This is a genomic window from Streptomyces sp. NPDC001530, from assembly GCF_042894545.1.
In the GTDB taxonomy this organism is placed as follows: domain Bacteria; phylum Actinomycetota; class Actinomycetes; order Streptomycetales; family Streptomycetaceae; genus Streptomyces.
The window spans coordinates 218,950-237,275 of sequence record NZ_JBIAVS010000004.1 but is presented as its reverse complement, the minus strand read 5'-3'; the positions used below and the strand labels follow the sequence as shown (position 1 = coordinate 237,275).

Here is an 18,326-nt window from a genome sequence, read left to right as displayed (position 1 = left end):
GCCCTCGTCCGGCCCCGTCCGGCCCCCGCCCGGTCCCCTACGCCCCCCGTCCGGTCCTCGTCCGGTCCGCGTCCGGTCCAGCGGCCATCCCCTTGATTACCTGGGTGTGACCAGCCGTGCCTCGTACGCGAACACCGCCGCCTGCGTACGGTCCCGCAGGCCCAGCTTCACCAGGATGCGGCTCACATGCGTCTTGATCGTGGACTCGGCGACGACGAGACGCTCGGCGATCTCCGCGTTCGACAAGCCCTGGGCGATCAGGACCAGCACCTCCGTCTCCCGCTCGGTCAGATCCCCGTACGCCGCGTGCGCCGTGGCCGAGAGCCGGGGTGCGTCCGCGAGCTTGGAGAACTCGGTGATCAACCGCTTGGTGACCGAGGGGGCGAGCAGCGCCTCCCCTGCCGCCACCACCCTTACGCCGTCCGCGAGTTGCCGCGCCGAGGCGTCCTTGAGCAGGAAGCCGGACGCCCCCGCCCGCAGCGCCTGGTACACGTACTCGTCGAGGTCGAACGTCGTCAGGACCAGCACCTTCGCGGCGCCGTCCGCTGCGACGATCTCCCGGGTCGCCTCGATCCCGTTCATCTCCGGCATACGGATGTCCATCAGCACGACGTCCGGGGCGAGCTCACGTACCCGCTCGACCGCGTCCCGGCCGTTGACCGCCTCACCGACCACCTCGATGTCCGGCATCGCGCCGAGCAGCACGGAGAAGCCCTCGCGGACCATGACTTGGTCGTCGGCTATCAGGACGCGGATGCCGCCGGTGCCTGCGCCGCCGGTACCGGTGCCGCCGGTGCCAGTGCCTGCGCCGGTGGTGCTGCTGGTGCCGGGTGTCATGCGGGCTCCTCTGCGGCGGGTACCGGCAGGAAGACCGTCACCTCATAGCCTCCGTCGTCCGTTTCGCCTGCCGTCATCTCGCCGTCCAGCATCGTGACGCGCTCGCGCATGCCGGTGATGCCGTGCCCCGCGCCGTGGGTGGACTTCGTCAGGCTCGTCGCCGGCGCGGGGCCGTTGACTATGCGCAGGCCGAGCCCGCCGAGTACGTAACCGATCTCGACGCGGGCCATCGCGCCCGGCGCGTGCCTCAGGGTGTTGCTGAGGGCCTCCTGCACTATGCGGTACGCCGACAGCTCGACGCCCTGCGGGAGTTCGCGCACCGCGCCGGTGACCGCCTTGTCGACGGTCAGGCCCGCGTCCCGCACATTGGCGAGGAGTGCGTCGAGGTCGGCGAGGGTGGGCTGCGGGGCGTCCGGAGCCTCGTAGTCCTCCGCGCGGACGACACCGAGCACGCGGCGCAGCTCGGTCAGCGCCGCCACCGCGTTCTCCCGGATCGTGGCGAAGGCCTGCTCCAGCTCCGGCGGTGGGTTCTCCACCCGGTAGGGGGCGGCTTCCGCCTGGATGGCGACCACCGACATGTGGTGGGCGACCACGTCGTGCAGCTCGCGGGCGATCGTCGTGCGCTCTTCGAGGAGCGTGCGCTTGGAGCGCTCCTGCGCCGTCTCCGACTGCTGGGCGGTCACCTCCTGTTCGGCCTCACGGCGTATGTGCAGGACGGTGACGACCAGGAGGGCCAGGGCGGAGACGAACAGCAGCGGCACCGTGTTGGTCCCGTAGTAGTAGCCCGAGCGGAATCCGGTCTGGGCGACCGTCCCGTACACCGCGGTCAGCGCCCACATCCAGGCTGCCGTGCGCGGTCTCGTGCGCAGCGCCACGACCGTCAGCACCACGACGTGGGCGGCGAAGCTGCCGAGCGGCCACGGCCATTGGCTCCAGCTGGAGCCGAACACGGCGGCGATCGGTGTCGCGGCCATGGAGAACCAGAAGGCACCGACCGGACGGATGAGGGTCAGCAGGACCGGGATCAGTGCGAGGAGTGCGCATACCAACGTCGTGACACCGCCGGTGCCGTCGCTGTCGGTGGTGGACATCGCCATCGTCAGTAGTCCGGCCGCTGCCACCGCCGCGTGCGGGGTCCAGGCCGCGTACTCCCGTGTCCCCTCCGGCAGGCGTCGGGTGAGCGGGCCGTCCACGCGCATGCGCGGCAGCGGGCGGTAGGCGAAGGCGTCGTGGAACAAGTCCTGCCGCAGGCCGCGTAGGGCGTCTGCCGCCAGCCGGAACTCCGGGCTGCGTGGCTTGGCACCGGCCGGCGGCGTCGTCTGCGTCTGGGTCGTCTCGGTCACGTTCAAAACGGTAGGGCGCGGTGGGGGGTGTGGTCGTCACCTGCGAGGAGGGTCCTTGCGGGTCCGTCTCAGGTACTACGGGTAGGGCCGGGGTCCGTCGGCGGTTCGTCTGTCGCCGGTTCGCCTGTCGCCGGTTCACCCTGCCGTCGGCTCGTCTGCCGACGGCTCGTCTGCCGACGGCTCGTCTGCCGTCGATTCGTCTGCCGACGGCTCGCCTGCTGCCCGTTCGCCTCCGGGTGGGTGGGGGGTCGGGGCCGTGCCGGTACATCCGCCCGTCGCCGGTGGATCAGGCGTTGGGCTATGGGGAGCCGTTTTCCGGATCCGGGCGTAAGCGACGGGCATTTGATGTACCGGCACGGCCCCTTCCGTACGTCGGCGACTGCGGGTGCGTGGGGGTGGGGGTGGGGTGCGTGCGGGTGGGGTGCGGGCGTGCGTCGGTGGGCGCAGGTGTGGGGCGGGCGCCGCGGGGGTGTGGTGGCTGCGGGTGCATCGGGCGGGCGCGTGCGGCTGCGGGTGGTGGGGCGTGCGCGGGCGCTGCGGGTGGGTGGGGGCGAGCGCGTGCGGCTGCGGGTGAGTGGGGGCGTGCGCGTGCGGCTGCAGGTGAGTGGGGGCGTGCGCGTGCGGCTGCGGGTGGGTGGGGGCGTGCGTATGTGGCTGGGGGTGGTGGGGGTTTGCGTATGTGGCTGGGGGTGGTGAGAGGTGTGAGGGGTGGGGTTAGTAGCCCGAGGGGCGGACCAGGCCTGACTCGTAGGCGAAGACTGCTGCTTGGGTGCGGTCGCGTAGGCCGAGTTTTACGAGGATGCGGCCTACGTGGGTCTTCACGGTCTGTTCGGCGACGACCAGGCGTTGGGCGATCTCCGCGTTCGACAGGCCCTGGGCGATGTGCGCGAGGACCTCGGTCTCGCGCTCGGTCAGTTCGCCCACGCGCTGTTTGAGGGGGGCGCGGGGGGCGGAGCCGAGGCGGGAGAACTCGGCGATGAGGCGGCGGGTGATGCCCGGCGCGAGCAGCGCGTCGCCCGCCGCGACCACCCGTACCGCCTCGGCGAGTTGGTCGGCGGACGCGTCCTTGAGCAGGAACCCGGAGGCGCCGGCGCGCAGGGCGTCGTACACGTACTCGTCGAGGTCGAAGGTGGTGAGCACCAGCACCTTGATGTGGGGTGTCTCGTCGGTGATGCGGCGGGTGGCCTCGATGCCGCCGAGCTCGGGCATGCGGATGTCCATCAGGACGACGTCCGGGGCGAGTTCGGCGACCTTGGCGATCGCGTCCAGGCCGTCGACCGCCTGGCCGACCACGTCGATGTCGGGCTGGGTGTTGAGCAGCACGCTGAAGCCCTGCCGGACCATCTGCTGGTCGTCGGCGATCAGTACGCGGATGGTGCCGCTCGCGCTCGTCATGGGGTGTCTTCTCCTGTGAGGCCTGTGGAGTTGTGGTCGGTGGAGCCGTCGTCGGTGGCAGGGGCGCCGTTGCGGGGCAGGAAGGCCGCCACCGCGAAGCCGCCGCACGACGTCTCCGACGTCACGAGGGTGCCACCGAGCATGGCCACGCGCTCCCGCATGCCGAGCAGACCGTGCCCGGCGCCCGGGGACGGTGGTGCGGAGCGCTCGGGTCTCGAGTTGACGACCCGTACCTGAAGACCGCGCGGGAAGTGCCACAGTTCGACGCGGACCGCGGAACCGGGCGCATGCCGCAGGGCGTTGCTCAGCGCCTCCTGGATGATCCGGTACGCCGACAGCTCCACGCCGGGCGCGAGAGGGAGCTGCTCGCCGGTGATCTCCGTGGTCACGTCAAGGCCGGCGGCCCGGGTGTTCTCGACGAGGGCGTCGAGGCGGTCGAGCGTGGGCTGCGGGGAGTCCGGGGCGGCGCCGGTGCCGGCACCGAGGCCGTAGGGGTCCTCGGGGTTCTCCGAGCGCAGCACGCCGAGGACGCGGCGCAGCTCGGTCAGCGCCTCCAGCGCGTTCTGCCGGATGCCGTCCAAGTTCTCCTTCAGCTCGTCGCTGGGGTTCTCGACCAGGTGCGGGGCGACCTGGGCCTGGATGGAGATCACCGACATGTGGTGGGCGACCACGTCGTGCAGCTCGCGTGCGATCCGGCTGCGCTCCTCCAGGAGGGTGCGGCGGGCCCGCTCCTCCTCGGTCAGCGAGGCCTGCTCGACCAATTGGGTGCGGGCCTCGCGGCGGCCGCGGAGTGCGGTGCCGAGGAGGACGACGGCGGCGAAGACGACGACCGCCAGCAGCCCCGTCGCCCGGTAGGCCTGACCGCCGACCACCCCCTCCACCAAATACGTCACCAGGGCGGTCAGGGACAACGCGCCGACGGCCACACGCGTGGGCACCCGCAGCGCCAGGAAGAAGAGCACGAAGGCGTGCGCGATGATCGCGGGCGGGCTCCACGGCCAGTCGGGCCCGGGGGGCGCCAACGCCGCCACCGGGTGCGAGCGCTCGGCCGTGGCGGCCACGACGGTCGCGGCCAGCGACAGCCACCAGGCCGGAACGGGCCGCCACAGCGCCAGCGCGATCGCCACGCCCTGCGCGAGCCCGGTCACCGTGCCCAGCGCGAGGCCCAGGTGATAGTTGGTATTCAGGTTGTCCGCGCCCGCGAGCCCGACCCCGAGCGCGATCCAGCACACCACGACATGCGGCAGCCAGCGCAGCCACCGGGGCCGGGACAGCGGCGGCAGCGGCGCGGCCGACGGCGACGCGAGGTCGGTCAGGACCGCGCGCAGGAGATGTCCGACTCCGTGTACGCGGGCTGGGCCAGCGCTGCTGGTGCTGCGGGCGCCAGGGGCTGTGACGGTTCCGGGTGCTTCCCGCGGGGCGGGATCGCGCCGGGTTTCTCGCGGAGTGGGCTGGGCGGAATCGCCCGGATCTCGGTCCGGGCCCTGGAAGCGGGGAGGCATGGCGGGCTCGTCGTCCGGGTCCCGGTGCTCCTCGCTGGTCACGTGGTCAACCCTAGGCACGAGGGATCGCCTTCGCTCCCGCCGGGCCGGGGCGGCGGTGAACGCGGACGACCCGGGACGGGCGGCCGGTACGGCGGCGGGGCCCCTGTTCGTAGGTGCGAAAGGCGGACCAGCAGAAGGCGAGGGCGAGGACGAAGACGGGGAGACAGGCGAGCCGGGCGGCCACCCAGCCGAGCCCGTCCGGGGTGGTGTGCAGGCCGGGGAGACGGCCCGCGAGGAGGCCCAGGGCCGTGACCGCCATCATGGCCGTCTGGTGCCACAGGAATATCGTCATCGCGGAGAGGTTGGCGAAGGCGATCGCCGCCCAGGCCGCGGGGCGCCGCATCGCCCGCCGCAGTGGCTCGCGCAGCAGCAGGGCGAGACCGCACTGGGCCAGGCCGAAGGTGACCGCGGCCAGCGTCGGCGGGTTCAGGTTGGAGACCGCCGCGCCCGGGACGCCGACCATCGACGCCGGATAGCCGGCCCACGCCACCAGCGCCGCCGTCGCCACCGCGCCGCCGGTGAACAGCACCCAGCCCGCGCGCCGTCGGTCCAGCTCGCCGCGCGTCCAGGCCGCGCCCAGGGTGTACGGCACCAGCCAGCCCGCCGCGACGTTCACCCAGCCGAGCCAGGACGGGCCGCCGAGGCCGAAGCGAATGAGGTCCACATGGAGAACGACGGCCAGCGGCCACAGCGGGTTGATGCGCGCCACCAGGGGCGTCACCGCGGTCAGTCCCGCGAAGACCACGAGGAACCAGAGCGGGGACAGAGCCAGCTTCACCAGCGTGTGGACGGTCTCGAATCCCGTGCCCGACGCGAGCAGGCAGGCCGTGGCCACCGTCCAGACGGTCAGCACCGCCGCCACCGGCTTGAACAGACGGCTCAGCCGGGCGCGCAGCCACTGCCCGTACGTCGTGCCGCGCGCCCGCGCCGACGCGTAGCTCTTCGTCGCCACATGGCCGCCGACCAGGAAGAACACGGCGAGCGTCTGGAAGACCCAGGAGATCGGGGCCAGCCAGGGCATGTGCTGCAACGGGCTCGCCGTGTGCAGCGCGCCGCCGTCCGCGACCAGGGCTGTGACCAGCCAGTGCCCGAGGACGACGCCGAGGATCGCGAGGGCGCGCAGGGCGTCGACGGCGCGGTCCCGCTCCACAGGGGTCGCCTCGTCGATGCGCTGTACCGCGGTGCGTATGGCGTTCAGCGCGGGGCGGGGACGGGGCACCCGGCCCGCGGCCGGGTTTGTCTTCCGGCCCGCACCACCCGCGCGGCTTCCGTGTCCGGGCGGCGCGGACGGCCCCTGGAGGCCGTCGGCACCGTCGACCACTGCCGGAGCATTCTTCTTTCGAAGACTCACTCGAACACTCGCTTCACGCACGGGTCACCTCCGAGGTGTCGCCGAGGACGATGCGGGCGAGGTTGTCCAGGGACACCGAGCCCGGTTGGAAGTAGTCGCTGTGGCCGCCGTCGCCCGCCGCGAAGACATGGGCGCCGAAGGCTGGAGAGAGGGGGTCGGTGCCGAAGCCGACGGTGGTGCCGAAGAGATCGGCGCTCGCGTGCGGAACGTTCGCGATCCAGTCGTCGGCGCCCCGGGCCGCCCAGACGCGGGCGGACGTGTGCAGCGCCGCCGCGGAGTCCGCGCCGGTGCCCGGGCTGCCGACGAGTGCGATGTCGTCCACGACCAGGCCCTGTGCCGCACGGCCGCAGACCACCGTGCCGTACGAGTGGCACAGCAGGGACAGGTGCGCCGACTGACCGACGACGCCGCGCAGTTCGCGGATGAACCCCTTCAGGCGCGGGGCCGCGTCCTCTGCACGGCCCGTCGTCATGACCGTGGTGCTCACCGTGCCCGGCGTCTCGTAGCCCAGCCAGGCGACGACGGCCGTGCGCGGGCCGAGGCGGTCGTGCAGGGCGAGGGCGCCGGCGCGAAAGCGGCCGAACGTCTCCAGGGTGGTGTCGGAGCCGGGGACCAGGACGGCCACGCGGTCGGCGCGGGCGAGGTCGCCGAAGACCTCGACCGCCTGGCCGGAGCCCCGGCCGTCGAAGGAGAGGAAGTGGCGGGAGGGGTCGGCCATGGCGCGGTCCGCAGCGGCGCGGGTGCGGTCGCCGTGATCCGCGGCCATACGGGCCGCCTCCGCGGCGTTCGCACGGTTCGCCTCGTACGCCTTGTCCAGCGTCGATGCCGTCACCGGAGCGACGACCGCGGGTGCCGGGGCGGGGATCTGCGGCCGGGCGGCGGCGGACACGGGGACGACGACGGCGCCTATGACGAGCGAGGCGAGCAGCGCACGCCGCAGACGCCGGACGACGCGGCCCGCGCGTCGCCCCCCACCGCGGCCCGCACCCCGGCCGCCCCCAAGCTCCCCCGACCGCTCAGCCCCCGACCGCTCAGCCGCCGACCGCTCAGCCGTCGACTCCGGCGCCGCTGACTCCCCCGCAGCCGACGCCTCCGCCCCGGGCCTCTCCCGCCCCTCCCGCCCCTCCGGCCCCTCCCACCCCAGCCACTCAGTCGCAGGCGACGTCGAGCCCGCGGGGCGCTCCACTCTTCCCGTCGCGCTCGGCTTCGCCCGGAATCCCATGGTGCCCTTCCCTTCCAGTCCGCCCGCTCATCGGGCGTCTCTGGAGGGGAAGTTACGGACCGTGACGTGTCGTCGGCGTCCCGCTGGGGAGCTCACCTGCGAGGTAGCTCTCAGGTATTACGGGTATGACCGGGGCGGCCCAGAAGAGAGACCAACCACCGTCACCACCAGCCCAGTTGGGCGTACTACCAAGCCAGTTGGGCGATCTCCTCGGCCACCACCGCACACGCATCGGCAGCCGGGTCAATCAGGGGGAAGTGACCGACGTCCTCCAGGAGCGTCAGGCCGACCACCTCTCCCGCCTTGGCGGCGGCGTCGGCGTACGACTCGGCCACCGCCTGCGGGACGACGATGTCGGTGCGGCCCTGTACGAGGGTGGTGGCGATGCCGGTGGGGAGGAGCTGCACCGGGTCGGCGTAGGGCAGGCGCTCCGCGAACCTGCCTTCTCCGCCCAGGAGTTGGCGGACCGCACCGCTGCAGACGTCGAGCTTCTCCGCGACCTGGAAGTCCGCGATCGGGGCGAGGGCGACGACGCCGCGCAGGGGGGCGGGCCGGTCGGTACGCCAGGGGGCGTCGGCGGGCAGAAGGTGGCGGGCGGCGGCCCACAGGGCCAGGTGGCCACCCGCCGAGTGGCCGGTGACCACCATGCGCCGGGGGTCGGCCTGCGGGAGGCCCTCGCGTACGAGGCTGGGCAGCGCGTCGAGCGCGGCCGCGATGTCGTCGAAGGTGTCCGGCCAGCGGCCCGCGATCGGGCCCCCGGCGCCCTGCGTGGGGATCGGGGCCGCGTCGCCCCGTCGGTACTCGACGTTCGCCACGGCGAAACCGCGGCGGGCCAGGAAGTCCGCGAACGGGGTGATGTGACGGCGGTCGTACGGGGCGCGCCAGGCGCCGCCGTGCAGGACGACCACGAGGGGGGCGGGGACCGCGGGGTCGGGCTCGCGCGGGGCGTAGAAGTCGATCACCTGGTCGGGGTGGTCGCCGTACGCGGCGGTGACGTCGGGATCCACGGGCGGGTGCGAGAACGCCGATGCCTCTTCCGCGGCGTCCCGCTGTACGGCGGCCTCCCGCTCTGCGGCGGCGTCGCGCCGCGCGCCGGCTCCGTCGGCAGCGTCATCCCGGGCGTCGTCCTGCATGCTCCAACCTCTCAGCGGTGAAACGGATTTGGCGGACCAGGGGAGAATTCGGCCGTTGGCGGGGACGGTATCAGGCCCGTGACGTGCGTCTACACGGGGTTGTCACGCTCGGTGAGGGTTAAACGGTTCTACTGTTTCGTTACGCTGACGGCAGCGTCCACGTGCCCGAAAAAGGAGGCCGACATGTCCGCCGAACCCGGCACCGTACGTCCTGGGGGGCGTACTGCCCGTGTCCGTGCGGCCGTGTTGCGGGCCGCCGGGGATGTGCTCGCCGAGCAGGGGTTCGCGCATCTCGATCTGGCCGATGTGGCTCGGCGGGCCGAGGTGGGGAAGACGACGGTGTACCGGCGGTGGGGGTCGGTGACGGGGCTGGTCGCCGACCTGCTCAGCGACATGGCCGAGCAGTCGGTTCCCCGTACGGAGACGGGGAGCGTCCTCGGGGATCTGCGGGCCAATGCCGCGCTGGTGCGGCGGACGCTGGCCGATGCTCGGCAGGGGGCGTTGTTCCGGGCGGTGATCGCTGCGGCGGCGTGCGACGTGCGTACGGCGGAGGCGTTGCGGAGGTTCTACGACGTGCGGGTCGCCGAGTGGGCGCCGTGTGTGGAGCAGGGGGTTGCTCGGGGGGAGTTGCCGGTGGGGACCGACGCGGGGATGGTGGTGCGGGCGGTGTCGGCGCCGCTGTATTACGCGTTGCTCACCACCGGGGTGGTGCCCGATGCCGCGGCCGCCGATCGTGCGGCCGAGGCTGCGGTTGCCGCTGCCGCGGCGGGGGTGTACGTCGTCGGGTGACCCCCGTAGTGGCGCGGGCGGGCGGTTTTTTCGCCCCCCCCGCCCCTACCCATCCCATACCTGGGGGCTGCCGCCCCCAGACCCCCGCATCGGCCTGAACGGCTCGTCCTCAAACGCCGGACGGGCTGAAGATGCCCGGCCCGGGGTGGAAGGTGCAGGTGAGCTGGGGGTGAGTCGCCTCGGCCGCACGAGCTGGCTGGTTGGCTGGTTGGCTGGTGACCGCCAGAGTGGACGGGGGCAGGCACCGTAAGCGGAACGCACCCGCAGCCGCCGACGCACGGAAGGGGCGGTGCCGGTACATCACATGCCCCGTCGCTTACGTGGTTGCCAGCAGACGGAGCCGTCGCAACCCCCCGCGCTGCGACCGGCGACGGGGCGGATGTACCGGCACGGCCCCGACCCACCCACCAGCGACCCGCAGCCCGCTCCACCCCCCACCAGCGGAACGCGCACGCGCAGCCGCCCCCGCTACCCCAGCACCTCCCCCAGCACCCGCGCCGCCCGCTCCACATCCCCGAACCCCACGTACAACGGCGTGAACCCGAAGCGGAGTACGTCGGGGTGGCGGAAGTCGCCGACGACGCCGCGGGCGATCAGGCGCTCCATCACGGCGCCGGCGTCCGCGCAGCGCAGGGCGACCTGGCTGCCGCGTTCCGCGTGGGCGGACGGGGTCAGGGACTCCACCCGGCCCTCGGGAACGTATGCCGAGACGCACTCGAGGAAGAAGTCCGTGAGGGCGAGGGACTTGGCGCGGACGGAGTCGATCGAGACGCCGTCCCAGACCTCCAGCGCCGCTTCCAGGGCCAGCATGGACAGGATGTCCGGCGTCCCTACCCGGCCCCGCAGCGCACCCGGAGCAGGCGCGTACGACGGGCTCATGCCGAACGGGTCCGCGTGCGAGTTCCAGCCGGGCAGCGGGGAGTCGAAACGGGACTGCAGGTCACTGCGTACGTACAGGTACGCCGGTGACCCCGGACCGCCGTTCAGGTACTTGTACGTGCAGCCGACCGCCAGGTCGACCCCATGCGCGTCCAGCCCGACGGGCAGGGCGCCCGCGCTGTGGCACAGGTCCCAGACCGCCAGGGCGCCGGCGTCATGGATCGCGGACGTCAGCCCGGGGAGGTCGTGCAACCTGCCCGTGCGGTAGTCGACGTGGTTCAGCAACACCGCCGCCGTGCGCGGTCCCACCGCACCCGGCACCTCCGCCGGTTCGAGCGGCCGCAGCTCGCACCCCGTCAGCCGCGCCGCCGACGCCGCGATGTACCCGTCCGTCGGAAACGTCGTCGCGTCGACCAGAATCTCGTCCCGACCACCACCGTTTCCCTCCGCCAGCCGTACGGCCCCCACCAGCGCCTTGAAGACGTTCACACTGGTCGAATCCCCGACCACGATCTGGCCCGGCGCCGCCCCGACCAGCGGAGCGATCCGGTCACCGATCCGCTCCGGCGCGGTCCACCAGCCGCTCTCCTCCCAGGAGCGGATGCGCAGCTCGCCCCACTGGCGGCGTACGACGTCCTCCACCCGCCCGGGGACACCCACCGGCAGCGCGCCGAGCGAGTTTCCGTCCAGGTAGACGACCTCGTCGAGCACGAACTGCGAGCGCAGCCCTACCAGTTCGTCGGCCGCGTCCAACTTCTCCGCCCTGACGGCAAGTTCAGACATGAGACCTCGCCGTCCACAGCTCGGGAAACACGTTCTTCTGCGCGCGCTTCTCCAGCCAGGCCACCCCGGCGGAGCCGCCCGTACCCGCCTTCGCGCCCATCGCGCGCCGCGTGGCGACGAGATGGTCGTTGCGCCATCGCCACACGAGCTCGGCGACGTCCGTCAACGCCTCGCCGAAACGGGCGAGTTCGTCGTCCTCGGGGCCCGCGTACAGAGAGGTCCAGACGGCCTCCACCTCGCTGGAGGGCTCGTACCGCTGCGACACGTCCCGCTCCAGCACGGACGCCGGGATCGCGTGCCCGCGGCGCGCCAGCAGCCGCAACACCTCGTCGTACAGGCTCGGTTCGTGCAGCGCCTTCTCCAGCTCGGCGTGCACGCGCGATGCGCCCCGGTGCGGGACGAGCATGGACGCGGACTTCTCGCCGAGCAGGAACTCCATCCGGCGGTACATGGCCGACTGGAAGCCGGACCCCTCGCCGAGGGCCGAGCGGTAGGAGTTGAACTGGGCGGGGGTGAGCTGCGAGAGGGGCCGCCAGGAGGCGTTCAGCGCCTCCAGCTCCCGTACGGACCGCTTCAGCGCGGCCACGGCGGTCGGGACGTCGTCGGAGCGCAGGGCGCCTGCCGCTGTCTCCCACTCGTGGACGATGACCGTGAACCACAGCTCCATGACCTGGGTGGTCACCAGGAAGACCATCTCTCCGGGGTCGTCGGAGAGGGTGTGCTGGAGGTGAGTGAGCACATCCGCCTGTACGTAGTCCTCGTACGGGGTCGTGCCGTGGAAGTCGAGATGCGGGGTCTCGGGCTCCTGAGCCGCTGCGGGCTGGGCCTGATGGGACGACATCGCTGTCTCCTGATGCGTACTCCGGGTAGCGGTCCGCCCCTGCCGTTACCGACACGGGGGCCCCGGTCCCCACCGCGCATCCTCCACAATCGTGCCCCGAAACCGCAAGGTCCGCCTGGTCACACCAGGCGGACCCGTACAAACGCGCCCACGGCGACAGCGCCGAGCCGAGCACCGCTCAGCTCGGAGCCTCCCGCTCACCCCAGAATCAGCGGCGCTCAGCCCAGAGTCTCCCGCTCACCCCAATCAGCGGCGCTCAGCTCAGCGTCTGCGCCGCCGTAGGCGAGGAGTCCTTCAGGAACTGGCTGCAGCGCTCGTACTCCTCCTGCTCGCCGATCGCCTGCGCGGCGCGGGCGAGGGCGTGCAGGGCGCGCAGGAAGCCGCGGTTCGGCTCGTGCTCCCAGGGCACCGGACCGTGGCCCTTCCAGCCGTTGCGGCGCAGGGCGTCCAGGCCGCGGTGGTAGCCCGTACGGGCGTAGGCGTAGGACTCGACGACGCTGCCCCGCTCGTACGCGTCGTCGGCGAGCTGCGCCCAGGCGAGCGAGGAGGTGGGGTACTTGGCGGCGACATCGGCCGGCGCCGTGCCGTTCGCGAGGAGCTCGCGCGGCTCCGGGTCGTCGGGGAGGTGGGTCGGGGGCGGTCCCCCGAGGAGGTTCTCGTGAATCGTCATGGGTTCCAGTCTGCTGCATCGTCCGTGATCAGTAACGGTTGGCTGCGGCCGTTCTGGAGCGAACGGTTCCGCGTACACACCGCGATCAGCCACAAGCTGCACGTGTTCACGACAACGGGGAGGATGACACACCACTGGCACCGTCACGAAGCCACCGGCACCGTCACGAAGCCACCGGCACCGTCACGAAGCTGGACCAGCGCTGGAAGCCTTGGCCGATCCCGAGGCCGGAGGCGCCGCCGCGCGCGCCGGCTCCAGCGGAGGCGCCGTCACACAGCCGTGCGTACGGCACTGGGGGCGCCGGCAGTCGGGCGCAGGGCGGCGTACGGTCGCGAAGGCCAGCACCGCCCCGACGACGAGCACGCCCGCGCACAGCGGCATCGCCCGCCGGAAGGCGGCGTTGAAGGCGTCCGCCGAGCGGTACGCCTCCGGGCCCATCCCGGCGAGCAGCGGCAGCGCGGCCACGGCGATGAGCCCGGCCGCGCGGGCCGCCGCGTTGTTGATCCCGCTGGCCAGACCGGCCCGCGCGGTGTCCACGGAGGCGAGGACGGTGGCGGTCAGCGGCGCGACCAGGGTGACCATGCCCAGGCCCATCACCAGGAGCGCGGGCAGGACGTCGGCGAGATACGACGCGTCCGGCCCCACCCGCAGCATCAGCAGCATCCCGACCGCACACAGCAGCGGCCCCACCGTGAGCGGGATACGGGGTCCGATGTGCTGGGCGAGTTCGCCGGAACGGGAGGAGAACAGCAGCATCAAGGCCGTCGTCGGCAGCAGCGCCGTACCGGCGCCCAAGGCCGAATAACCCGCCACGACCTGGAGCTGGAGCGCGGTCAGGAAGAAGAACCCCGCGAAGGCGGCGTACACGCACAGCGTGACGAGATTGACGGCCGTGAACTGGCGGGACGCGAAAATGTCCAGCGGCATCATCGGATCGGGCCGACGCCGCTCGACGTACACGAAGGCCACCCCCGCGGCCACGCCCGCGACCGCCGTCACCGGGACGAGCACGGAGCCGCTGCGAGCCTCGATCAGGGCGTACGTCACCAGGGCGAGCGCGAGCGCGCCGAGGACGGCGCCGAGAACGTCGAAGCCGCGGTGGGTACGGCCGTCACCCGACTCGGGGACGTGCCGCAGTGCGATCGGGGCGCACACCAGCGCCACCGGGATGTTCAGCAGGAAGACCCAGCGCCAGCCGGGCCCGTCCACCAGCCAGCCGCCGAGAAACGGCCCGACCGCCGCGCCGATGCCGCCGAAGCCCGACCACAGGCCGACGGCCCTGGCCCGGTCGTCCGGATGGAAGGACGCCTGGATGATCGCGAGCGAACCGGGGGTGAGCAGGGCGCCCCCGACCCCTTGCAGGGCGCGGGCGGCGATCAGCACCCCCGCGTTCGGCGCGAGTCCGCACAGCAGGGACGCGGCCGCGAACCACACCACACCCACGACGAAGACCTTGCGCCGCCCGAAGCGGTCCCCGAGCGACCCGCCGAGCAGGATCAGCCCGGCCAGGGTCAGCATGTACGCGTTCACGGTCCACTGGAGGGCCGCGAGGCTCGCGTCCAGGTCACGGCCGATGCGCGGCAGCGCGACATTGACGACCGTCGAGTCCAGCATGGCCATGCTGGAACCGAGCACGGTGGTCAGCAGGATCCACTTGCCCGTGGGAGTGGAAATCCGTACGGCCGGTGCTTCTCCTGACATCTCCTGCGCAGGGGCAGCCATACCTCGGAGCATACGGAAGGGCCCGGCACCGCGGGGGTGCCGAGCCCAACCGGAAACGATGACTACTTCAGCTTGGTGCCCGTGGAACGCAGCGCGGCGCAGGCCTCGGTCACGCGCTTGGCCATGCCGGCCTCGGCCAGCTTGCCCCAGGTGCGCGGGTCGTAGGTCTTCTTGGAGCCGACCTCGCCGTCGACCTTCAGGACGCCGTCGTAGTTGCGGAACATGTGGTCCGCGACGGGGCGCGTGAAGGCGTACTGGGTGTCGGTGTCGAGGTTCATCTTCACGACGCCGTTCTCCAGCGCCGTGGCGATCTCCTCGGCCGTGGAGCCGGAGCCGCCGTGGAAGACGAAGTCGAACGGGTTCGCCGTGCCGTACTGGGCGGCGACGCCCTCCTGGAGGTCCTTGAGGAGCTCGGGGCGGAGGACGACGTTGCCCGGCTTGTAGACGCCGTGCACGTTGCCGAAGGACGCGGCGAGCAGGTAGCGGCCCTTCTCGCCCAGGCCGAGGGCCTCGGCGGTGCGCAGCGCGTCCTCGACGGTCGTGTACAGCTCGTCGTTGATCTCGTGCGAGACGCCGTCCTCTTCACCACCCGTCGGGGTGATCTCGACCTCGAGGATGATCTTCGCGGCGGCGGCCTTCGCGAGCAGCTCCTGGCCGATGGCCAGGTTGTCGGCGAGGGTCTCGGCGGAGCCGTCCCACATGTGCGACTGGAACAGCGGGTTCTCGCCCTTGGCGACGCGCTCGGCGGAGATGTCGAGCAGCGGACGTACGTAGCCGTCCAGCTTGTCCTTCGGGCAGTGGTCCGTGTGCAGCGCGACCGTGATGTCGTACTTCGCGGCGACGATGTGCGCGAACTCGGCGAGCGCGACGGCGCCGGTCACCATGTCCTTGTTGTACTGGCCGCCGAGGAACTCGGCGCCGCCGGTGGACATCTGGATGATGCCGTCGCTCTCCGCCTCCGCGAAGCCGCGCAGCGCAGCGTGCAGGGTCTGGGACGAGGTCACGTTGATGGCCGGGTAGGCGAACTTGCCTGCCTTCGCCCGGTCGAGCATCTCGGCGTAGACCTCGGGGGTTGCGATGGGCATCTGTCCGCTCCTTGTATGTGCGGGTCTGCGTACTGCTGTACGCCTGGACTGCTGCTTACGGCCCTGACCTAGGGGGCGACGTCATCGTCGGCCCCATCTTTCCAGACTCGACCCAATGCTCCGGCCACCGTGTCCGCGACCCGTCGGTAACCCCTGGAACATGAGCCCCAGGGGTTCTCGTACGTCAGTCCAGACCCAGCTCGTCCTTGGAGTAGGCGAAGAGGTACGGCACCCCGGCGCCCGCCTCGATCTTCTCGGCGGCGCCGGTGGCGCGGTCGACGATCGTCGCCACACCGACGACCTCGGCACCGGCCTCGCGCACCGCCTCGACGGCGGTGAGCGGGGAGCCGCCCGTGGTGGAGGTGTCCTCGACGACGAGCACGCGCCGGCCCTTGATCTCCGGGCCCTCGACACGGCGCTGCAGGCCGTGCGCCTTGGCGGCCTTGCGCACGACGAAGGCGTCGAGGCGCTTGCCGCGCGCGGCGGCGGCGTGCAGCATGGCGGCCGCCACGGGGTCGGCGCCCATGGTGAGCCCTCCCACGGCGTCGAAGTCGAGCTCGGCGGTGAGATCCAGGAGAACCTGCCCGACGAGCGGCGCGGCCTCCCCGTCCAGCGTGATCCGACGCAGGTCCACGTAATAGTCGGCCTCAAGACCCGACGAGAGGGTCACCTTGCCGTGCACCACGGCCTTGTCCTTGATCTGCTGCAGCAGCGCGCCGCGTACGTCACTCATGTCCGCCAGCTTAGAGCCGCCGCCAGCTCCAGGTCGTGGTCGCCTCCAGGGGCTCGATGGGGGTGACCAGGCGGGGGTGGGTGTTGAGCCCGTTGGGCGGCCCGGTCTGGGGCTCGACGCACACGGCCGCCTCCTGCTCGTCGTACACGACCACCCACTCCTCGCGGCTGGTGACCTGCAGCTCGAGCTGTCCTGGCCAGGTGAGCGTCACGTCGACGCCGTCCGGCATGCCGAAGCAGTCGTCCCAGGGGCTGGGCTTCGGCTCGATCCGGCGACCGGTGGGCAGGTGGTCGTCACCGCGCTCCTCCTGCCAGGCGGGGGTGAAGTCGAGCCGGACGTCCTCGCCTCCGAGGTTCCGGTTGAACCACGGATGCCAGCCGATCTGGGCGGGGAAGGAGGATTCGTACGTCTCCACGGACATCGTGAGCGTGAAGGCGTCCTCGGTCAGGGTGAAGGCCTGGGTGACGCGGCCGGGGTGGGGCCAGGGGGCGACGAGGTCGTACGTGATCGCGGCCTCGTTCTTGGCGGTGCGGGCGGTGCGCCAGGCGCCGTCGCGGGCGGTGCCGTGGATGGCGTGCGGTGGGGAGTTGAGCGGCATCTGCTGGACGGTGGCGCCGTCCAGGAACCGTCCCTCGCGAATGCGTCCGCACCAGGGGACCATCGGGAAGCACCCGAACTTCGCGCCCTGCCGCAGCAGTTCGACGCCGCCGACGCGCAGACTTCCGACCCGTCCGCCGTTGCCCGGCGCCACGGTCACCTCCGCGTCGCCCGCGGTCAGCGTGATGTCTTCGTTACTCACGGAGGTGACCCTACTGCCGGGGGCCCCGCCTCCGTTTTCTCGCCCCCTCCGCCCTTACCCGTCCCGTACCTGGGGGCTCCGCCCCCAGACCCCCGGATCGCGCTTCGCGCTCGTCCTCAAACGCCGGACGGGCTGAAACTTTTCCAGCCCCGGCCGGCAAAAGTTCAGCCCCTCCGGCGTTTGAGGAGCGGGGTCTGGGGCGGAGCCCCAGGGACGATGGGGGTCCCCCCTGCTCGAGCGAAGCCGAGAGCTTGGGGGAGGGCAGGGGCGGAGGGGGCGAAATCAGCGGCGTTTGCGCAGGGCGCGGGTCACGGCGATGGCCGAGGCGATGGCCAGGGCCGCGGCGGGGGCCGCCCAGCGGAGGGTGGCCCGGGCGGCGGTGGCCTCCGGCGGCGGGACGGGAGCGTAGCGGCCCCGCGGAGGCGCGTGGTCCACCTCCTCCGCACTGCGACCGATCATCGTCCGCCGCGCATGCGCCGCCTCGGCCATGGCATCCTCCCTGCCTGGTTCCTCCCCTTCCACGACGAAATCCTCCCCCATCAGTTCCTCGTCCATCAGCTCGTCATCCGCCAATGGGTCGAGCGACGAAGGCGGAACCTCGGCGTCGAAGACGGCGCCGGACTCGGACTCGGCCTCAGCCGGGGGTTCGGGTTCCGCCACCGCACCCGGCTCGGGCTCCGCCGCCGCGCCCTGCTCGGGCTCCTGTTCCGCATCCCGGTCAGCCGTGCTCCCGGCCCCAAGCCCCGCCCCCAAGTTCTCCGCGAAGCGGCTCAGGAGGCGGGTGCACGCCGAGGACACCGCCTCCGGTGGCAGTTCTGCCACGCGGCCGTCCGCGGAGGCCGTGCCGCTGAAGGCGAGGGTCGTGCCGGCGGTGGCGGGGAGGAGGCGCAGGGCGAGGGTGAGTTTCACGGTGCCGCCGCCGCGGGCCTCGGTGGCGTCGCCCTCGACGGCGTACGTGCCGTCGTCCTGGGCGGTGACCCGGAGCGCACCGCGATAGGTGATCGTGTGGCCTCCGACGCGGACTTTCAGGCGCCCGGAGACGGGCGGCGTCCCCGCGTCCTGCTGGAGGCCGGGAACCGCACGGGCCACCCGCACGGGATCGGCCAGCGCCTCCCTCAGCCGCTCGGCCGGAACCGGAACGAACACCTCATGCTCCATGTCAGCCGAGCCTACCCAGCACGACCCGAACCGCACCCACGT

The 18,326-nt window shown here is 72.3% G+C and carries 16 protein-coding genes; 1 reads left to right on the top strand and 15 read right to left on the bottom strand.

Annotated elements, in window-relative coordinates; translation table 11 throughout:
* Window positions 1-96: 96 nt before the first annotated feature.
* The 7 genes from ACFY0T_RS09035 to ACFY0T_RS09005 form a co-directional block, all read right to left on the bottom strand.
* On the bottom strand, window positions 97-837 hold the full coding sequence (locus ACFY0T_RS09035) for a response regulator (RefSeq protein WP_388866293.1): 741 nt from the start codon (window positions 835-837) through the stop codon (window positions 97-99).
* Window positions 834-2,180 carry a sensor histidine kinase gene (locus tag ACFY0T_RS09030; RefSeq protein ID WP_388866290.1) on the bottom strand — a complete coding sequence of 449 codons (1,347 nt, stop codon included), beginning with the start codon at window positions 2,178-2,180 and terminating at the stop codon, window positions 834-836. The genes ACFY0T_RS09035 and ACFY0T_RS09030 overlap by 4 nt, the downstream gene beginning before the upstream one ends.
* Window positions 2,181-2,894: 714 nt before the next feature.
* Window positions 2,895-3,575 (bottom strand): response regulator, encoded by a 681-nt coding sequence (locus ACFY0T_RS09025; RefSeq protein WP_388866286.1) that lies wholly within the window; start codon window positions 3,573-3,575, stop codon window positions 2,895-2,897.
* On the bottom strand, window positions 3,572-5,119 hold the full coding sequence (locus ACFY0T_RS09020) for a sensor histidine kinase (protein ID WP_388866283.1): 1,548 nt from the start codon (window positions 5,117-5,119) through the stop codon (window positions 3,572-3,574). Before ACFY0T_RS09020 ends, ACFY0T_RS09025 begins: the two co-directional genes overlap by 4 nt.
* A gap of 10 nt (window positions 5,120-5,129) precedes the next feature.
* A complete protein-coding gene (locus tag ACFY0T_RS09015; protein ID WP_388867033.1) occupies window positions 5,130-6,338 on the bottom strand; it encodes an acyltransferase in 1,209 nt (402 codons plus the stop codon).
* 145 nt (window positions 6,339-6,483) lie between these two features.
* Entirely contained in the window at window positions 6,484-7,410 is a 927-nt protein-coding gene (locus ACFY0T_RS09010) for an alpha/beta hydrolase (protein WP_388867030.1), read from the bottom strand.
* Window positions 7,411-7,877: 467 nt separating this feature from the next.
* Window positions 7,878-8,825 carry an alpha/beta hydrolase gene (locus ACFY0T_RS09005; RefSeq protein WP_388866280.1) on the bottom strand — a complete coding sequence of 316 codons (948 nt, stop codon included), beginning with the start codon at window positions 8,823-8,825 and terminating at the stop codon, window positions 7,878-7,880.
* 183 nt (window positions 8,826-9,008) lie between these two features.
* On the opposite strand from ACFY0T_RS09005, the gene ACFY0T_RS09000 reads away from it, so the two are divergent.
* Window positions 9,009-9,614 (top strand): TetR/AcrR family transcriptional regulator, encoded by a 606-nt coding sequence (locus ACFY0T_RS09000; protein WP_388866277.1) that lies wholly within the window; start codon window positions 9,009-9,011, stop codon window positions 9,612-9,614.
* Window positions 9,615-10,082: 468 nt separating this feature from the next.
* Here the strand turns inward: ACFY0T_RS09000 and kynU are convergent, their stop codons facing one another.
* From kynU to ACFY0T_RS08960, 8 genes are all read right to left on the bottom strand, one after another.
* Window positions 10,083-11,276, bottom strand: coding sequence for a kynureninase (gene kynU, locus ACFY0T_RS08995; RefSeq protein WP_388866274.1), 1,194 nt, complete (start codon window positions 11,274-11,276; stop codon window positions 10,083-10,085).
* The gene (locus tag ACFY0T_RS08990) at window positions 11,269-12,117 is read right to left on the bottom strand and encodes a tryptophan 2,3-dioxygenase family protein (protein WP_388866271.1); all 849 of its coding nucleotides are present in this window, start codon (window positions 12,115-12,117) and stop codon (window positions 11,269-11,271) included. The genes kynU and ACFY0T_RS08990 overlap by 8 nt, the downstream gene beginning before the upstream one ends.
* A 256-nt stretch (window positions 12,118-12,373) precedes the next feature.
* Window positions 12,374-12,787: a DUF3151 domain-containing protein gene (locus ACFY0T_RS08985; RefSeq protein WP_388866268.1), complete on the bottom strand. Its 414-nt coding sequence runs from the start codon at window positions 12,785-12,787 to the stop codon at window positions 12,374-12,376.
* Between the two features lie 183 nt (window positions 12,788-12,970).
* A complete protein-coding gene (locus ACFY0T_RS08980) occupies window positions 12,971-14,509 on the bottom strand; it encodes an MFS transporter (protein WP_388866265.1) in 1,539 nt (512 codons plus the stop codon).
* 62 nt (window positions 14,510-14,571) lie between these two features.
* Window positions 14,572-15,594: a class II fructose-bisphosphate aldolase gene (gene fbaA / locus ACFY0T_RS08975; RefSeq protein ID WP_388866264.1), complete on the bottom strand. Its 1,023-nt coding sequence runs from the start codon at window positions 15,592-15,594 to the stop codon at window positions 14,572-14,574.
* Window positions 15,595-15,778: 184 nt separating this feature from the next.
* Entirely contained in the window at window positions 15,779-16,327 is a 549-nt protein-coding gene (gene pyrE, locus ACFY0T_RS08970; RefSeq protein ID WP_388866262.1) for an orotate phosphoribosyltransferase, read from the bottom strand.
* Between the two features lie 10 nt (window positions 16,328-16,337).
* Window positions 16,338-17,126, bottom strand: a complete 789-nt coding sequence (locus ACFY0T_RS08965) for an aldose 1-epimerase (protein ID WP_388866261.1) — start codon at window positions 17,124-17,126, stop codon at window positions 16,338-16,340.
* Window positions 17,127-17,408: 282 nt separating this feature from the next.
* Window positions 17,409-18,284, bottom strand: a complete 876-nt coding sequence (locus ACFY0T_RS08960) for an SRPBCC domain-containing protein (RefSeq protein ID WP_388866259.1) — start codon at window positions 18,282-18,284, stop codon at window positions 17,409-17,411.
* Window positions 18,285-18,326 lie beyond the last annotated feature (42 nt).